A 17,163-nucleotide genomic window follows, 5' to 3' on the forward strand; every position below is an offset into this window, starting at 1 on the left:
TTGCTTTTGCTGTCTGATTAAATTTTTAACAGTGAAAATATATAAAATCAATACACTCAGTAAAATAGCAACGCAACATAAGATGAGCAAAGTTAGGTCTTGAAAAACAACAGTGTTGATATTTAAAATTTCAAAATCTGTCTGGCTTCTTACAAAAAAAGAATCGTCTCTCTCAAGTTGATTGCTTTTATCAGATCTTGAAGTAGAAGAAGTTTCCCATTTTCCGGTATTAGAAATTCCGGCTTTTGTGATCTTGTTTCGCGTTTCGTATAAAGTGACTGGTTTATCGATCAGTTTTATATTTTTCGGAACATAAACAATTGATAAAAAACTGAGTTCTTACGGCAATTTTGTAGCCTTCCTTCTCAAATTTATGGTCTATATAATCACTTAATTTATCTTGCGTGATTTTTTTGTTTTTTTCGAAATAGTTTAAAAACTCTTTTTTGCTGATCTTCTTATTGTTGAATTCGGCAAAGATTTTCCTTTGACCTTCATCACCCAAATTACTTGCACCGCCAAGATTTTCCAGATTATCGATGTAATCATCAATTCTCTTATGAACATCGCTGTAGATTTCCCGCTTTTTTACCTGAGAAGTTTTGTACATAAAATATACCTGAATACCCAATAATAGCAGAAATAAAGCTGCAAAAAGAGAGATAAGATATTTGCTTTTAGAAATCATTGAAGCAAATATATACATTTCGTGAATGCATTTTTACCATTAACCTCGCATTAACCTTCCGTTAACCGAAATTCTCGGTGGCAATATTCAATTTTGTGACAGTAAAATATCAAACTCATTTGAATTAAAATTAAAACTAACTGAAATGTATAAATGTCTTCTCTTTCTTATTTTCCCGGTTTTTATGTTTTCGCAGTCGCAGAAAATTTCCGGAACCGTTTTTAATGCTGATAAAGAAAAACTCGATTCTGTAAAAGTGGAATTGTATAATCATGAGAACACTTTAATTAAATCTTTTTTTACCGATTCTGAAGGTCGGTTTTCGTTTGATAATCTTTCATCAAGATCTTTTAAGCTAAAAATTAATAATGAAAAATACCTTTTATTTGAGAAAAATATCGAAGCTAAAAATGAGATTGAAGTTTTAAATGTCATTTTAAAAAATAATCAGAAAGATATTGAAGCAGTAACGATTACCAAGAAAAAACCATTGGTGAAAAGAAAAGTAGACCGTTTGGAATTTAATGTAGAAAACAGCAATATTTCTTCACTCAACGCTTGGGAAATTCTTAAAAAAACACCTCAGGTTACCATTAATAATGATGTTTTGGCAGTGAAAGGCGGAACTTCGGTTTTAATAACCATAAATGATAAAAAAGTAATGATGACAGGTGAAGAACTCAAAAATTTTCTTGAAAATACACAAGGCGACGATGTGAAGTCTGTAGAAGTTATTACCAATCCGCCTGCAAAATATGAAGCTCAGGGTGGGGCAGTTCTGAATATTGTAATGAAGAAAAATAAAATTGAAGGCTATCGTGGAATTCTTTCTTCAAAATATATTCAAACTCAATATGCAAAAGGAGTTGCAGGGCTTTCGCAATATTACAAAAAAGATAAACTTTCGGTAATGGGAAGCTATTTTCGGGGAGGAGGAACATATTATCGTGAAGGTACAGATTATGTAAATTATCCTGAAGACGGCACAACCTGGATCAGTACAATGAACCGGAAAGATCAAAATAAAAGCCAGAATACAGTAAACTTTAATGTAGAATATGAAATCGACAGCCTTACAACGGCGAGTCTTAATTATTCAGGATTTTTTGCCCCCAAATCTTTTGGAACTTATTTCGTCCCAACTTTGATTTATAACACACAGAATGTAGCAGAATCTAATTATACAACGATTAACGATCATCATTCCAGAACAATTAATAATTCATTAAGTTTTCAAATTGACAGAAAACTGAATAAAAAAAGCAGTATTTCGTGGATCAATTATTTTACAGCAAACAATTCAAGCAAGTATCAGAATGTGTTGACTTATTTAAATTTTATTAATGAGAATCCAAGGGAAACAAATTTTATGACCAACAATAAAAGCAATGTTCAGCTATATTCTACACAATTTGATTATCAATGGAAAAATGAAAAACTGGAATTAGAATCTGGTGCGAAATACAGCTTTGTAAAAACGAACAGTTTGCTTGATTTTTCGGATAACGAAAATGGGCAGTTTCAGTACAGGCCGGAAAAAAGCAGTCTTTTTGATTATAAAGAGCACAACTTTGGAATTTATACATCAATAGCTTATAATCTTGGAAAATGGAATTTCAAAGGCGGACTTCGTGCAGAAATGACCGATTTGGAAGGTATTGTTTCTGAACCTTATGAAGTAAATAAAAACAATTACTGGAGTTTGTTTCCAACTTTTTATGCACAATATACCACAGAAAATAAACATGAGTTTGGTTTTTCTTATGGCAAAAGAATCAGCAGACCGTATTATTCATGGCTGAACCCTGCGAAATCGTATTACAATTTATTCTCATATTATCAGGGTGATCCCAAGTTGAAAGCAACGATTATTCACAATTTAAATCTTACCTATTCATTCAAAAACTGGAATTTAGATTTTTATTACCGAAAAGAAATTTTCCCCTCAATGGAAATCTCATATCAACAGCATGAAAACAATAATCTGATTTATTATTTTACCAATATTGAGAAAGAGGAGGCTTTTGGAGTAAGTCTTTACAAAAGTTTTGAAATTAAACCTTGGTGGAGTTTAATTGTTTCTGAAAATCTGGAGCACAACGAAAATTATTTTAAGGGAATAGACGGAGCTTTAAATAAAAACAAAGTCTGGAACTTGGTTTCAAATATCTCAACAAGTTTTACTTTAGACAAAAATTCAGACTGGAAGATGGAATTAGGTCATAAATATTATTCGCCGTCAATTCAAGGGACCTTTAAAATTTCCAGTCAATGGTCGGCTTATTTTGTAATGAACAGAAAGTTTTTCAATAAAAAATTAGAAGCTGCATTTATTTTTAATGATATTTTCAGATCGACACAGCAAAAAATAAGCACCAAATATGGTAATCAGGATAATTACTTTTTAGATTATCAAGATACCCAAGGTTTTACTTTTTCTCTAAAATATAATTTTGGAAATCAGTCGGTGAAAAATTCAAAAACAATCAAAAAAGCTGATGAACAGGAAAGATTGTAATGAATTTCTAAAACCAATTGAAGTGTAAAAATTAAAATCCTTTTTCAAAATGAAAAAGGATTTTAAAATATTATTTATGTACTAATATACTCTTAATCCTGATCTTGATCCTGATGAAGAAACTACAGATTGCATTCTTGTTTTTTGTCCGCTAGAGAACATAAACATAGCTGAATCATCCACATAGTCCATATAATTCATAAACATTACAGACCTTGATACTCCACTACAAGTATTATACAAAGGATACGAAGGTTTTCCTACATTGGCTGTAGTTTGTGTAGGAGTGTCAGTTACATAGTCAGTTCCACAGTTTGCATCTCCCCAAATATGTCTTAGGTTTAAATAGTGCCCTACTTCATGGGTTGCTGTTCTACCTAAATTAAATGGAGAGGAAGCTCCTGTTTTTCCGAAATAAGGTGCGGCGATTACTACACCGTCATTCCATAAACCTGCTGATTCCGGAAATGTTGCGTACCCAAGAGTGTCTCCATTGGGACTCGGCATACTGCTTACCACCCAAATATTTAAGTAATTAGTAGGGTTTGTTGCATTAATGCCTCCTGTTGACGTTTTTTTCATAGCATCATTGCTGCTCCAGCTTGATTTGGTGGTAGATTTTCTGACCGTATTTACGAGCTTAAATCTTACTTTTACATCGCCGGCTTTTACAGACTGGAATGCGGAAGGTATTTTGCTAACGTCACTATTGGTGCCGCCAAAATCAGCATTTAATACGGCGATCTGTTCTGCTATTCTTGCATCAGAAACATTTTGTGACGTGGTTTTGTATAAAACATTTACAATTACCGGAATTTCAACGGTGCCATCTGCGAGAACTTTTCCTAATTTAATTTCATTGAGGAATTTTTCAGTATGAGCTTCTAAAGTTTCATACTTCATTTTTAGTTCTGGATTTTTTTGCAATGCCTCCTTACGGATTTCTTCAGAAGGGCAGCTTCTTTTTGCAGCGGTATTGACTAAGTTTTCTGAATCACTTACTGATTCTTGCGTAATGTTGTCGTTGTTACAAGCCGACAGAGAACCTAATATAAAGGCTCCAAATAATAGTTTTTTCATAAATTCTGATTTTTTTGGTGATTTTCAGAATGTGAATTTATATTATTATATAATGCAATTTGCGAAATGAATGTTAAAATTTGCTAAAATTAACGTTTTTTAATATGCATTGTATAGTATTTTTAATATTATGTTAAGTTTTTTCTTGAATTATTGATTGGAATTTTATTTTTTTTAATGTATTTCTTTCGAAGATTTGAAAACCAATCTGTTTTTTTTAATATAATTAAAATGAAGAGATATAAAACAAACAGGTTTGCATCTTTAAATTTTAATAAAAAATAAAAGCGGTGAAATATTCACCGCTGTAGTTTATTGAATTTTGTTTTTCAAGATTAAATAATCTCAAGAGAAGGTCTGCATTCTGGTTGTCCACAGCTAAAACTTATTTCTGAACATTCTGATGTGGCACATGGACCGCCACTTGTAGAACCATCATAATAAGTAATCATACGACATGAACAATCTAGTTTTCCGCCCATAATCGTTTTTAATGCTTTTCTTTTTAATTTTTTCATAGTAATTTAGTTTTGTTAGTAAATGTTTGGTAATCATAAAGATATGAAATATTTTTAAAATTGTTAAATAATATCCAAAAAAAATAAAAATGACTTGATAAAACGACAATTGCTTTCAGAAGGCTTGAAAAACAACTTGTTTCATCGATATAATCTAAAGTATAATTTAGAAAATCTGTCTTTGAAAAATTTAAAAAGCAGATGAAAAGGAAAGATTGTAGATCTCTTTGATTAATCTGTTCAACTGAAAATTTTTAACAGAAAAAAGTGCTGTACAGCAGGGAAATTTCTGTAATTAATGATAGATTTGCAGCGATTATTTAATTCGTTAATAATAAATAATAAAATTATCAAATGAAAAAACAGACCATTGCATTATTTTGTATAGCAATATTTAGTATTTCGTGCGCTCAGAAAAATGATAAACAAGGCGATAGCAAATATACAGATGACCAAAAAGCGTCATATTATATAGGTTTAAATATTGCGCAAAACATGAAACAAGAAGGTTTCAAAGTAGATGCAGATCTTTTGGCTCAGGCTATTAAAGAAGAGATGAATGGAACAAAGAAACTGATGCCTGCTGAAGAAATGAATGCTTTTATGCAGGATTTTATGCAGAAACAAAATGAAAAAAAGCAATCTGCAGCATTAGTACAGGCGGGTGAAAATAAGAAAAAAGGTCAGGATTTTCTTGCAAAAAATAAAACCAACCCAAAAGTAAAAACCACTGCTTCAGGTTTGCAATATGAGGTATTGCAGGAAGGTGACGGCAAAACAAAACCAACGGCTACAAATGTTGTGCAGGTAAAATATACTGGTAAACTTTTGGATGGAACTGTTTTCGACTCTACCGATAAAAATGGAGGTAATCCAATGGATATTAACTTAGGTAGCGTAATCAAAGGCTGGACGGAAGGTATTCAATTGATGAGCAAAGGATCTAAATACAGATTTTATATTCCTTCAGACCTTGCTTATGGAGATCATGGAGCAGGTGCTGCAATTCCGGCAGGTTCTACAATTATTTTTGATGTAGAATTAGTAGATGTAAAATAAGTTTAATTTATTTTCCCAATAAAAAAAGAAGCTGAAAAGCTTCTTTTTTTATTGGGAAAATTCTGAGTAGATCATTAGCTACGATTCTGCAAAACCATTTTTGATCGCAAAAACAGCTAAACCGACTCTTGTTTTAAGATCAAATTTTTCACAGAGCTGATCGCGGTAGCTCTCTACAGTTCTTGGGCTGCAGCACATTTTTTCTGCAATTTCTTTATAGCTGAGTTCGGTAACAGTGTAAGTAAGAAATTCTTTTTCTCGTTCTGAGATTTTCTTTTTTTTCTCATTATTTTTTTCGTCACTCATATTCGAAAAAATAATTTTTGATGCCCAATCCGGGTAAAAAAAACCGTCGCTATTTAGCTTTGTAAGTGCAATTTCCAGATCTTTCGGATGAGTATTTTTAAGAAGATAACCTTTGGCTCCGTTTCTTATCATTTTGATAACACTATTGTCATCGCCCTGCATACTGAGTGCCATTACTTTAATATTTGGATGATTTTCTTTAAGCCATGCAGCAGTTTCAAAACCATTCATAAGCGGCATACTGATGTCCAGAAGAATGATATCCGGAATTTTCTGCCCACTTTCAAACTTGTCAATCATGTCTTTTCCGTTTTCGGCCACATCAATTACTTCAAAATCTTCGAAGTTATCTATAATTCCTTCAAGCGCTTTAGCGATCAATAGATGATCGTCAACAATTACGATGGTCTTTTTCATGGTCGTTTTTTTAGTTTTATTTCAATTACAGTACCAACGTTTTCGTTGCTTTCAAGATTAAACTCGGCTCCGATGATTGCTGTTCTGTTTTTCATATTGGTAAGCCCGATTCCGTTGGAGAGAATTTTGTCGATGTCAAAACCAATTCCATCATCATTAATTTTTAATTCCCAAAGATTTTCTTCGGTTGTATTGAGTTTAATGAAAATATTTTTACACTTTGAATGTTTAATACTGTTCTGAATAAACTCCTGTGTAATTCTCAATAAAACATTTTTATAAACAAAATCGAGATCGAGATGTTCAAAATTATGCTCAAAATGAATTTTGCATTTCTTTAATACACTTGCATTATCTACTTCTTCCTGAATTAAAGTTACAATGTCTTTCTGATTAATGTTATCATCGGTTAATGTTTTTGAAAGACTTCTCAAATCCTGCAGAGACTGATTGATAATTTGCGAAACCTGATCTATTCTTTCGCTTTCTTCTAAAACTTTGTTTTCATAAAGCAACTGTTGTATGTAAAGACTTGCTAACGTGAGTTTTTGCCCAATATTATCTTGCAGTTCACGACCGATTTGCTGCATCGTTGCCTGCTGAATTTCGAGCTGGGTTGCTAAAAGCTCTTTTTGATGAATTTCATTTTTAAGCTGAATTTCATTAAGATATTCTATTTTTCTCTGCTTATACTTTCTAATGTAAATCATCACAGCGACAATAAACATCGCAAAAAAGACGTTGAAAATAACAATCGTTAAGAGTAATTCTGTTTTCCCCATATAAATGAACTTGCAAATAGCAGATACATAATAATTCCGGAAATAAGAAAATAATTAAAATAGAGATCCCAGAGATGCTTATGTTCTAATAATTGGAAATAAAATGTCCAAAAAGGAAGAGTTCCTATATAAAACAAAGTTACGCCAAGATTAATGTAAAACATCCTGTTTTTCGTAAAATTAAGGATGTTATCAGAGTTAATTTGCTTATAATACTCCATAATTACCAAAAACATCAAAAGCAGACTCCCTAACGTATAATTGAAAGAGAAAATCTGCTTGTTTTTTAAAAAATAGAGTTCATTTGGAATATACGACAGCAGAAAACCCACTGTAAATATCCAAAATAGTGTTTTCCGGTTTAATGACTGGTAAGCATAAAGCCAATATAAAAAAATGAACTCGAAAGGAATTACAAAATAATTATAGAATGCATTTTTTGAATATGAAATATAGGCTCCACCATATTTTCCAAAAATTTCGCAACTGAAAATAATAATAAGAAAAAACGAAAAATAACGATAATGGCTATCTTTAATTTTTTTGTAAAATAGGATAGAAGCCAAGGCTGCAATACCCTCGCTTATTCTCATGCTGTGCTGTAAAAATAGTTGGAAATCGGTCATTAAAGATAAATTAGTAAGACTCTACGATTGATGCACCTGGAGGAACCAAATCTCCGTGATTCTGAGCTAAGGCGATTTTTCCACTTACAGCAAGTGCTTTTCCCTCTTCCAAAGGATTAAAATCATAATTAAGACCTTCTTCCTTCTTTGTAGGAATCATCACCAATGTATGTCTTTTGGCATAATTAGAAGGAATAGGTTGTTGTGGCACTTGAGGATACGCTGCGTAATAAAAACGGATTCCCAAATCTGCACTTGGTACATTCGGATCGATTGTTTGAGCCTGAGTTTCTATTTCAGCAATAAAGTTTTTAAGAGTTGGCAAATCAAACCAAATAGAGTGTGCATCATCCATCGCCATATTTTGATTAATGCAATCTAATTGATTGTTTCGATAATTGTCTACCAAATTTTGAATAAGATCTACTGGAAGTGTTAAGTTGGTGTTGTTCATTTTCTTAGGTTTTATGGTTATATTTTGTACAAATTTGCAAAAAAAACTCTTTAAAGTCTTCCGTTTTTTTACTGTAAATCCTGTCTTTGCAATTTATTTTCCCATTTAAAAAAATAAGTACCACAGAATGAGATCTGTGGTACTTACCCAAAAATTAATTTATATATGAAAAAAAACTACTTATTTTTCAGCAGGTCTGAAAACCAAACCTGTTTCCTCAAAATAATCTAAAGTGATTCTATCGCCGTCATTTACATTTCCTGCAAGAATTTCTCTCGATAATTTGTTTAAAACTTCCTGTTGTATTACTCTTTTTAAAGGTCTTGCTCCGAAAACAGGATCGTAACCTTTGTTCATTAAATAATCTACAGCATCTTGTGTTGAGGTCATAATGATATTTCGTTTTGCTAACAAATCATTGTATCCTCTCAACTGATATTGAACGATTTTTCCAATTTCTTTTTTTCTTAAAGGTTGGAATAATACCGTCTCGTCAATTCTGTTTAAGAATTCCGGACGAAGCGTCTGTTTCAGCAAATCGAAAACTTCAATTTTAGTTTTATCAACAATCTCATCTTGGTTTTCTTCGGTAATATTTTCAAAATTCTCCTGAATAATATGCGAACCAAGATTCGAAGTCATAATGATAATCGAATTTTTGAAATTCACGACTCTACCTTTATTATCCGTCAAACGACCATCATCCAAAACTTGTAACAACGTGTTGAAAACATCAGGATGCGCTTTTTCAATTTCATCTAAAAGCACCACAGAATAGGGTCTTCTTCTCACAGCTTCCGTCAATTGTCCACCTTCGTCGTAACCAACATATCCTGGAGGAGCTCCAACCAATCTCGAAACTGAATGTCTCTCTTGATATTCACTCATATCAATTCTCGTCATATTATTTTCGTCATCGAATAAAAACTCTGCCAACGCTTTTGCCAACTCAGTTTTACCGACACCTGTTGTTCCTAAAAACAAGAAACTTCCGATTGGTTTTTTCTCGTCACTTAAGCCTGCTCTGTTTCTTCTAATTGCATCTGCAACCGCTGTAATCGCTTCTTCCTGACCAACAACTCTGTGATGAAGCTCGGTTTCAAGATGTAACAGTTTTTCTCTTTCAGATTGTAAAAGTTTGGTAACCGGAATTCCTGTCCATTTTCCGATAACTTCTGAAATGTTTTCTGCAGTTACTTCCTCTTTAATCAATTCATTCTGATGGTTTTGCATTTCCAATTCAAGTTTTTGCAAAGCATCTTCTTTCTCCTTAATTTTTCCGTACTGAATTTCAGCCACTTTTGCATAATCTCCGGCTCTTGAAGCTCTTTCAGCTTCGAGTTTCAGAGATTCAATATCTTTTTTGATCTGGGTTAAATCCTCAGATTTTTGTTTTTCTTTCAGCCATTTTGCATTAATTTCATTTCTTTCTTCAGAGATTTTTGAAATATCTTCTTTTAAATGGTCGATTTTCGTTTGGCTTCCTTCTCTTGAAATCGCTGCCAATTCAATTTCCATCTGCATCAGTTTTCTGTCGAGAACATCGAGTTCTTCAGGTTTTGAATTGATTTCCATTCTCAATTTGGCTGAAGCTTCATCAATCAAATCAATCGCTTTATCCGGTAAAAATCGGTCCGAAATATATCGTTGAGACATTTCTACCGCCGCAATAATTGCTTCGTCTTTGATTCTTACTTTGTGATGTGCTTCATATTTATCTTTAATTCCACGAAGGATTGAGATTGCAGATTCTGTATCTGGTTCCTCCACCATTACTTTCTGGAAACGTCTTTCTAATGCTTTATCTTTTTCAAAATATTTTTGATATTCATTCAAAGTCGTAGCACCAATGGCTCTTAATTCTCCTCTTGCCAAAGCAGGTTTCAGAATATTGGCAGCATCCATCGCACCTTCACCACCTCCGGCTCCAACCAAAGTATGAATCTCATCGATGAAAAGAATAATCTGTCCGTCAGATTTTGTCACTTCGTTTACGACAGATTTCAGACGCTCTTCAAATTCACCTTTATATTTTGCACCGGCAATTAACGCTCCCATATCTAATGAATACAAAGTTTTATCCTGCAAGTTTTCAGGAACGTCACCATTGATAATTCTGTGTGCGATTCCTTCTGCAATAGCCGTTTTACCAACACCGGGTTCACCAATTAAGATTGGGTTATTTTTTGTTCTTCTCGAAAGAATTTGTAAAACTCTTCTGATTTCTTCATCACGACCGATTACCGGGTCAAGTTTTCCTTCAGCAGCAAGTTCGTTGAAATTTTTTGCATATTTATTTAAGGATTGATAAGTTTCTTCCGAACTTGCAGAAGTAGCTTTGCTCCCTTTTCTTAATTCTTTGATTGCGCCTTCTAAAAGACTTTTTGTAACGGCCATATCTTTCAGCATTTTCGAAACTTCAGAATTGGTTTCTAGTAATGAAAGCCACAAATGTTCGATGGTTACAAACTCATCATCCATTTTTTTTGCAATGTTGGGCGCATCTAGCAAAACCTTGTTTGCTGATTGTGAAAGATAAATATTCCCTCCCTGTACTTTTGGAAGTTTTTCAAGATTTTCACGGTTGCGCTCTCTTACCAAATTGGCATCTGCTTCAGATTTTTTTAGTAAGAAAGGCGATATATTTTCATCTACCTGAAAAATTCCTTCCAGTAAATGTTGAGGTTCTATTTGTTGATTGCCAAATTCCATTGCCACTTGTTGTGCAGCTTGGATGGCTTCTTGAGATTTTACGGTATATTGATTTAAGTTCATATTTTATGTATTTTTGGTTTTCTTGTAATTTTACTTTCATTTATAGATTTTAGACATCAGATTTCAGACCATAAGAGTCTCATAAATGTTAATTTTTCAAATCAGATTTTCTAATTTCTGATGTCCTCAATCTTATCAATCATTTAATTCGTGAAGATTAATTCAAAAACTGTTCAATTATTGATTTTTTAAAAATAATGGACAAAATTTCCGAAATATTCATTTTTAGGTGTATTTTTGAAAGACAAAATTTCCGATTTTAAATAATTCAGCGGAGAATCGGGAAATATGAGTCAGTAATCACTAAACAGGAAAAGATTATAAAATATAGGAAAGATTGTAAATGATTACATGAAAATCAGGATATTAAAATCAGAATAATTACTTTTGCACTTTACCTATGGAGTTAAAAGAAAAACAGATCAAAATACTTGAAGTCGCTGTAGAACTTTTCAAAGAGAAAGGCTATATGGGAAGTTCGGTAAGAGATCTTGCAACAAAACTAAATATTAAAGCAGCGTCATTGTATGCGCACATCCGTTCTAAAGAAGAAATTCTTGAGTGGATTTGCTTTGGGGTTGCACATGAGTTTTTTGCAGAACTTCAGGAAGTAAAAAATACAAATGTTTCTCCGCAGGAAAAGCTTAATTTATTTTTAGATAAACATTTATCGGTTGTTCTTAAAAACCGCGATGTTACGCATATTTACTCTAATGAATGGAAACATTTAGAGGAAAGACTGCCTGAATTTATTGAATTAAGAAAAAATTATCAGCAGGAAGTAGAGCAACTCATTTCTGAAATTTATCAGGCTGAAAGCTGGGAACTGAAATCTTCTGCTTTTACGACAAGATTTATCCTTCACACCCTTAATAATTCTTATTTCTGGTTTAAAAGAAATATAGAATCAACGTCTGAAATTACCAATGAGATAAGAGATAAACTGCTTTTTGGTCTCTTGGGAAATCAAAAATAGTTTTAGCTTTTAGACTTAATTTTAACTGAGAAATTTTTAACACATTAGTTACATAAAAGTTTTTTGATGTGTATAATTAAGAACACTTTAGTTTTTGAAAATCGTTGATTTTCTCTTATATGCTCTAAATATTTTCAAAGATTTAAACTAAAAACTAATGTGACTAATGTGTCAAAAGTTTTATGGACTTAAGAAATATTCGTTCTTATCATTCATCAATGTTTTTGATATTTCGTTCCCTTACTTTTGTTCTATCTTAAAAAAACAAAAATATGGAATTAGGAATAGGAATGTTTGGCGACTTGGCTTTTGACCAGACTACCGGAAAATATAGAAATGCAGGAATTAAAATCAGAGAAATTCTTGAGCAGGTAAAATTAATGGACGAGGTAGGAATCGATGTTTTCGCAATGGGAGAACATCACCGTGCAGATTATGCGGTTTCTTCACCTGAAATCGTTTTGGCTGCCGCTGCAAGTATGACAAAAAATATAAAATTAGCAAGTGGAGTAACGGTTTTGAGTTCATCAGAACCTGTAAAAGTCTATGAAGATTTTGCCACATTAGATTTAATTTCTGATGGAAGAGCGGAGATCTTTGTCGGACGAGGAAGTTTCATTGAATCTTTTCCACTTTATGGATATTCTCTAAACGATTACGAAGAACTTTTTGATGAAAAATTAGAATTATTACTAAAAATAAATTCAGAAGAAAACGTTTCGTGGACTGGGAAATTACGTGCTCCGATGCAGAACCAAACCGTTTATCCGAGAGCAAAAAATAACGGGAAACTTCCAATTTGGAGAGCTGTTGGCGGAACTCCACAATCAGTTTTAAGTGCAGCACAATTGGGAATGCCTTTGGTGGTTGCAATTATTGGCGGAATGCCGATTCAGTTTAAAAATTTAATAGAATTCTATAAGCAGGAATATCGTAAAGCAGGACATAATGAATCAGAAATGCAGATCGCCATTCATTCACATACTTTTGTAAGTGATGAAAAAGAAGTTGTGGACGGATATTTTCATAATTATAAATCTCAGATGGATCGCATTGGAGCTTCCAGAGGTTGGTCCCCTTATACAAAAATGCAGTATGAAGGCGGAAGGAATAAGGATGGTGCTTTATTCATCGGAAATGCCAATGAAGTTGCCGATAAAATCAAATATATGAAAGAAATTTTCGGGATTACAAGATTTATCGGTCATATGGATGTAGGAGATCCTGCGAATGATGTAATGATGAAATCTATTGAATTATTTGGAGAAAAAGTAGCTCCACAAGTAAAATAAATTAAAGCTCCGTTGAATATTGCAACGGAGCTTTTTATGATTTATACTGTATCAAACTTGGCTTTATATTCATTCAGAAGATTGGCGAGATCTTTAGCAGACATTCCGTACGTATCAGGAAATGCTCCGATTTTTCCTTTCATTTTAGAGTTTTCCAGAAGTTTTTCATCGATGGTAAAAGTGACCAATTTATTAACGAAAATAAATTTAGTTTTAAAACCACTCACAGCCTGCCAAGGAATGAAGGTTGTTTTGAAAAGATTTTTCATTTCAATTCCTCTTTCACCGATTTTAAGGTAAGATGCATTGGGAATCATATTGATTACAAAAATAATAAAACAGATCCCGAAGAAGAAAATATTTAAAACTGCAACCAGCATATTTTTTTCTAAAAGTGAAATTCCTAAAACTATAAAAGCAGTACTAATGAGAATAAGAGTTATATTTTTTATTTTTCCGGGTTTTAAAGTAAGTGGTAAATTTTGCATGGGTAATTAAAATTAGAATGTAAATAAAAAAACTAAATATTAAGCAATCTCAATCAGACTTCCTCTTTCCTCATCTTTCGTAATATTCAGCGAAACCGGAATTTTCTCTTTCAGTTCTTCAACGTGCGAAATAATTCCCACAATTCTGTTCTCTTTCTGAAGATTCATCAGTGTTTCAAATACGATATTCACAGATTCCAGATCCTGAGTTCCGAAGCCTTCATCGATAAAAAAGAAATTTTTCTCAGATTGTGCATTCGTTTGTACGCTTTCTGCCAAAGCCAAAGCCAGACTCAGTGAAACCTGAAAAGCCTGCCCTCCGGAAAGCGTTTTCACACTTCGGCTGCGTCCTTCATTCAGATAGTCGATAATTTCAAAATCACTGTTTTCGTTCAGCTGTAAACTCAACTGATTTCTTGTCATCCGATGAAAACGTACATTCGCATGATCACACAATTGACGAAGATAAATCGAAGAAACATATTGTACAAAACCGGCTCCTTTAAAGAGATTGGTCATAATCTTCAGATTTTCTGCACGCTTTTGAAGTTGAGATAAATCCTTCAGTAAATCTTCTTTTTTCTTGAATTCTTTTTCAAGTCTTTCAATTTCAGTGGCGATTTTTACCACAGAATTATTGACGATTTTTAAATCATTTTCAAAAGCTTTGAATTGATTTTCAGTTTCTGCAAACTGTTCTTCATCAAATGAAAAATCTTTGAGTTTGGCTTCCAGATTGAGAATGTCGTTTTTTACAATTTCAAATTGAATTCTGAATTGCTGAATCTGATTTCTTGTTTCCTGAACATTAATTTCCTGTGCAAGAATTTGCAGGGTTTCTTCTAAAGTGTTGAATTTCTGTTCTGATAAAGAATTTTCAATCAGGATTTTATTAGCAGAAATTTCTTTTTCCAATTCTGAAATTCGTTTTTCTAATTGATCAACAATTGTTTTTTGTTCAGCTAATTTTGGAGAAATTTCTTCTTTTTCCTTATTTAATTTTTGATAATTTTCTTCAGTCTCAAGGTTCGATTGTGATAATTTATTGTAAATTTCTTCGGTTTCAAGGATTGGTTTTTTCTCGTAATCAAGCCAGCTTAAAACTTTTAAATTACTTTCGTTGGTCTTGATTTGCTCTTCTTTTTTCGCCTCATCAAGCCTGAATTTTTCTAAAGCTTTATTGTAATTATCAAGATTTTCTCGCTCTTTTTCAAGATTTTTTTGCTCCAAACCGATTTGTTGGTTCAGTTCTTCAATTTGCTTTTCAATGGCAAAAGATTGTTGCCTTTTTTCTTCAAAATCATTTTGATTTTCAGAATTAAATTCTGTCCAGCTAAAGTTTTTTAAATGCTCTGCAATTTGAGTTTGAATTTGCTTTAAATTATCTTCTTCAGATTTCTGTTGTTCCTCAAAAATCTTTTTTCGGTCAAGAATTTTTTCTATTTCTAAAGATTGTTTTTGAATATGATCTTTTTGAATTTCAATCTGCTCAATCTTTTTCTGAATTTCATTTAATTCAGAATTCACATCATCAAATTCTACAATATTCGGATGTTCCAAAGCGCCACAAAGCGGACAAGATTCTCCGTCGTGCAGTTCGTTGGCAAAGTGAGCCAGTTTTTGCTGCACTTCTAGATGATTTCGCTTTTCAGAAAGTGTTTTTTTCTGATTTTCTAAAGTTTCAGTTTGAGTTTTAAAATCATTTCTAAAAGTCTCAGGATTGATTTCAAAATGTTTTAAGTCTTCTGATATTTTTCCAACTTCAATTTTTATTAAATCAATTTTTCCGGTCTGATTTTGTAAATTTTCATTTAATCTTTTCTTTTCTGAAAACCAGTTTCCGAGATTTAAAAGTAAAGTGGAATCTAATTTTTTAGGTTTTAAAAGTTCTGCATTTTTAGAAAGGTTTTCAATTTTTTGCTGAATTAATTTCTGATGGGTTTCAACCTCTTTTACTTTTTCAGAACCTTTTTTTGTTCTTTCTTTTAAGGTTTCAATTTCTCCCGAAAATTTCTGCATTTGTAAAATCAAACTCAAATCATTTTCCTGAGTTTTAGACTGATTTAATGCTTCATATTGTGGCTGAATTGCAGAAAGTTTATTTTTTATATCTTCAAACCGAATTTCAGTTTCCTGTACAATTTTAAATTGAGTTTCTTTATTTTTCTGTTGTTCTGAAATTTCTTTCTGAAGCTTATTTCTTTCAGAAATTAATGGTGTGAAAATTCTGAAAACTTTGTCAAATACTTCAGTTTTTGTTTCTAAAATGTCGATTTCCTTTTTCTGTTGATTCAGTTTCTCAAACTCAGATTTCTTTTGTTTCAGCGATTCAAAATCAGTTTTTAAATTTTTAAGTTGTTGATATTTTTGTTCAATTTTTATAAACTGAATTTTTACATTTTCAAATTTTTGCTGCTCAATTTTTAAATTCTCTTTCTGAATCAAAATTTGCTCTTCGTTAACTTCTTCAAAACCTTTCAATTGGCCTTCCAACTGATCCAGTTCTGATCTGTTTTTGTAGTTTAAAACTGAAACATTATTCTGCAAATCAAAACGCTGAAGACTGAAAATCTCCTTCATCATGTTCGTTCGGTCTGTCGCGCCCAATTCCAGAAATTCTTTAAACTGACCTTGAGGAATAATAATGGTTCGCTTAAAATTGGCATAACTCAAACCAATGAGTTTTTCAGCATTGGAATGTTCCAAAGGAATCCAGTTTTCATTTTTCCATTCATAGAAAGTGACGCTCGGAGTTTTTACGTCTTCAAAATTTTTAGAATTACGTTTAAACTCTCTTGTAGCACGGAATTTTTTGTTTTCAAAATTGATGAAATCAAACTCAATATAAGATTTATTCGATTTCAAATTCATCATATTGTAAGCACGTTTATCTCTGGAATTGAGACGCTCCGTTTCGCCGTACAACGCAAAAGAAATGGCTTCCAAAATAGAAGATTTCCCGGAACCAACCGAACCGAAAATTCCGAAAAGACCTGCTTCTGTAAGATTTTCAAAGTCGATTTTCTGACGTTCCTGATAAGAATAAAGACCTTCTAAAGTCAGTTGAATTGGAATCATAATGTTATGTTTGATTTCAAAAATTAATATTGCATTGTTGTCATTTTGAGCGCAACGAAGTGGAGTCGAAAAATCTTAAATATTTGTATTTTAAAAGATTCTTCAT

General features: G+C 32.3%; 14 protein-coding genes. 4 read left to right on the forward strand and 10 right to left on the reverse strand.

The genetic code is table 11. The features are described 5' to 3' along the window. Positions 1 to 283: 283 nt before the first annotated feature. Entirely contained in the window at positions 284 to 706 is a 423-nt protein-coding gene (locus tag BUR17_RS21035; protein ID WP_228418761.1) for a hypothetical protein, read from the reverse strand. 127 nt (positions 707 to 833) lie between these two features. Here BUR17_RS21035 and BUR17_RS14610 point away from each other — a divergent pair, with 127 nt between their 5' ends. Then, a complete protein-coding gene (locus tag BUR17_RS14610) occupies positions 834 to 3,206 on the forward strand; it encodes an outer membrane beta-barrel family protein (protein WP_074231062.1) in 2,373 nt (790 codons plus the stop codon). Between the two features lie 81 nt (positions 3,207 to 3,287). On the opposite strand, the gene BUR17_RS14615 is transcribed toward BUR17_RS14610, so the two are convergent. Further along, positions 3,288 to 4,286: a zinc metalloprotease gene (locus BUR17_RS14615; protein WP_074231063.1), complete on the reverse strand. Its 999-nt coding sequence runs from the start codon at positions 4,284 to 4,286 to the stop codon at positions 3,288 to 3,290. 335 nt (positions 4,287 to 4,621) lie between these two features. Next, on the reverse strand, positions 4,622 to 4,804 hold the full coding sequence (locus BUR17_RS14620) for a hypothetical protein (protein WP_074231064.1): 183 nt from the start codon (positions 4,802 to 4,804) through the stop codon (positions 4,622 to 4,624). Positions 4,805 to 5,158: 354 nt separating this feature from the next. On the opposite strand from BUR17_RS14620, the gene BUR17_RS14625 reads away from it, so the two are divergent. Beyond that, on the forward strand, positions 5,159 to 5,863 hold the full coding sequence (locus tag BUR17_RS14625) for an FKBP-type peptidyl-prolyl cis-trans isomerase (RefSeq protein WP_074231065.1): 705 nt from the start codon (positions 5,159 to 5,161) through the stop codon (positions 5,861 to 5,863). Positions 5,864 to 5,941: 78 nt separating this feature from the next. On the opposite strand, the gene BUR17_RS14630 is transcribed toward BUR17_RS14625, so the two are convergent. The 5 genes from BUR17_RS14630 to clpB form a co-directional block, all read right to left on the reverse strand. Beyond that, positions 5,942 to 6,586 (reverse strand): response regulator transcription factor, encoded by a 645-nt coding sequence (locus tag BUR17_RS14630; protein WP_074231066.1) that lies wholly within the window; start codon positions 6,584 to 6,586, stop codon positions 5,942 to 5,944. Continuing rightward, the gene (locus BUR17_RS14635; protein ID WP_074231067.1) at positions 6,583 to 7,368 is read right to left on the reverse strand and encodes a sensor histidine kinase; all 786 of its coding nucleotides are present in this window, start codon (positions 7,366 to 7,368) and stop codon (positions 6,583 to 6,585) included. The genes BUR17_RS14630 and BUR17_RS14635 overlap by 4 nt, the downstream gene beginning before the upstream one ends. Beyond that, positions 7,344 to 7,994, reverse strand: a complete 651-nt coding sequence (locus tag BUR17_RS14640) for a hypothetical protein (protein WP_074231068.1) — start codon at positions 7,992 to 7,994, stop codon at positions 7,344 to 7,346. The genes BUR17_RS14635 and BUR17_RS14640 overlap by 25 nt, the downstream gene beginning before the upstream one ends. A gap of 10 nt (positions 7,995 to 8,004) precedes the next feature. Then, complete coding sequence (locus BUR17_RS14645; RefSeq protein ID WP_074231069.1) at positions 8,005 to 8,448, reverse strand: hypothetical protein; 444 nt, start codon at positions 8,446 to 8,448, stop codon at positions 8,005 to 8,007. A gap of 180 nt (positions 8,449 to 8,628) precedes the next feature. Continuing rightward, positions 8,629 to 11,223, reverse strand: a complete 2,595-nt coding sequence (gene clpB / locus BUR17_RS14650) for an ATP-dependent chaperone ClpB (protein WP_074231070.1) — start codon at positions 11,221 to 11,223, stop codon at positions 8,629 to 8,631. A 400-nt stretch (positions 11,224 to 11,623) separates the two neighbouring features. On the opposite strand from clpB, the gene BUR17_RS14655 reads away from it, so the two are divergent. Beyond that, a complete protein-coding gene (locus tag BUR17_RS14655; RefSeq protein ID WP_074231071.1) occupies positions 11,624 to 12,199 on the forward strand; it encodes a TetR/AcrR family transcriptional regulator in 576 nt (191 codons plus the stop codon). 272 nt (positions 12,200 to 12,471) lie between these two features. Further along, positions 12,472 to 13,491, forward strand: coding sequence for an LLM class flavin-dependent oxidoreductase (locus BUR17_RS14660; RefSeq protein ID WP_074231072.1), 1,020 nt, complete (start codon positions 12,472 to 12,474; stop codon positions 13,489 to 13,491). A 41-nt stretch (positions 13,492 to 13,532) separates the two neighbouring features. Here the strand turns inward: BUR17_RS14660 and BUR17_RS14665 are convergent, their stop codons facing one another. Beyond that, on the reverse strand, positions 13,533 to 13,979 hold the full coding sequence (locus tag BUR17_RS14665; protein WP_074231073.1) for an STM3941 family protein: 447 nt from the start codon (positions 13,977 to 13,979) through the stop codon (positions 13,533 to 13,535). Positions 13,980 to 14,018: 39 nt separating this feature from the next. Then, positions 14,019 to 17,057: an AAA family ATPase gene (locus BUR17_RS14670; RefSeq protein WP_074231074.1), complete on the reverse strand. Its 3,039-nt coding sequence runs from the start codon at positions 17,055 to 17,057 to the stop codon at positions 14,019 to 14,021. Between the last annotated feature and the right edge of the window lie 106 nt (positions 17,058 to 17,163).

The organism is Chryseobacterium scophthalmum, from assembly GCF_900143185.1.
Classification (GTDB): Bacteria; Bacteroidota; Bacteroidia; order Flavobacteriales; family Weeksellaceae; genus Chryseobacterium; species Chryseobacterium scophthalmum.

Bases quoted from the DNA above. Each gene is read 5' to 3' on its own strand.
- BUR17_RS14625 (WP_074231065.1), top strand. From the start codon at position 5,159: ATGAAAAAACAGACCATTGCATTATTTTGTATAGCAATATTTAGTATT.
- BUR17_RS14665 (WP_074231073.1), bottom strand. From the start codon at position 13,979: ATGCAAAATTTACCACTTACTTTAAAACCCGGAAAAATAAAAAATATA.
- BUR17_RS21035 (WP_228418761.1), bottom strand. From the start codon at position 706: ATGTATATATTTGCTTCAATGATTTCTAAAAGCAAATATCTTATCTCT.
- BUR17_RS14630 (WP_074231066.1), bottom strand. From the start codon at position 6,586: ATGAAAAAGACCATCGTAATTGTTGACGATCATCTATTGATCGCTAAA.
- BUR17_RS14640 (WP_074231068.1), bottom strand. From the start codon at position 7,994: ATGACCGATTTCCAACTATTTTTACAGCACAGCATGAGAATAAGCGAG.
- BUR17_RS14655 (WP_074231071.1), top strand. From the start codon at position 11,624: ATGGAGTTAAAAGAAAAACAGATCAAAATACTTGAAGTCGCTGTAGAA.
- BUR17_RS14610 (WP_074231062.1), top strand. From the start codon at position 834: ATGTATAAATGTCTTCTCTTTCTTATTTTCCCGGTTTTTATGTTTTCG.
- BUR17_RS14635 (WP_074231067.1), bottom strand. From the start codon at position 7,368: ATGGGGAAAACAGAATTACTCTTAACGATTGTTATTTTCAACGTCTTT.
- BUR17_RS14645 (WP_074231069.1), bottom strand. From the start codon at position 8,448: ATGAACAACACCAACTTAACACTTCCAGTAGATCTTATTCAAAATTTG.
- BUR17_RS14620 (WP_074231064.1), bottom strand. From the start codon at position 4,804: ATGAAAAAATTAAAAAGAAAAGCATTAAAAACGATTATGGGCGGAAAA.
- BUR17_RS14670 (WP_074231074.1), bottom strand. From the start codon at position 17,057: ATGATTCCAATTCAACTGACTTTAGAAGGTCTTTATTCTTATCAGGAA.
- BUR17_RS14660 (WP_074231072.1), top strand. From the start codon at position 12,472: ATGGAATTAGGAATAGGAATGTTTGGCGACTTGGCTTTTGACCAGACT.
- BUR17_RS14615 (WP_074231063.1), bottom strand. From the start codon at position 4,286: ATGAAAAAACTATTATTTGGAGCCTTTATATTAGGTTCTCTGTCGGCT.
- clpB (WP_074231070.1), bottom strand. From the start codon at position 11,223: ATGAACTTAAATCAATATACCGTAAAATCTCAAGAAGCCATCCAAGCT.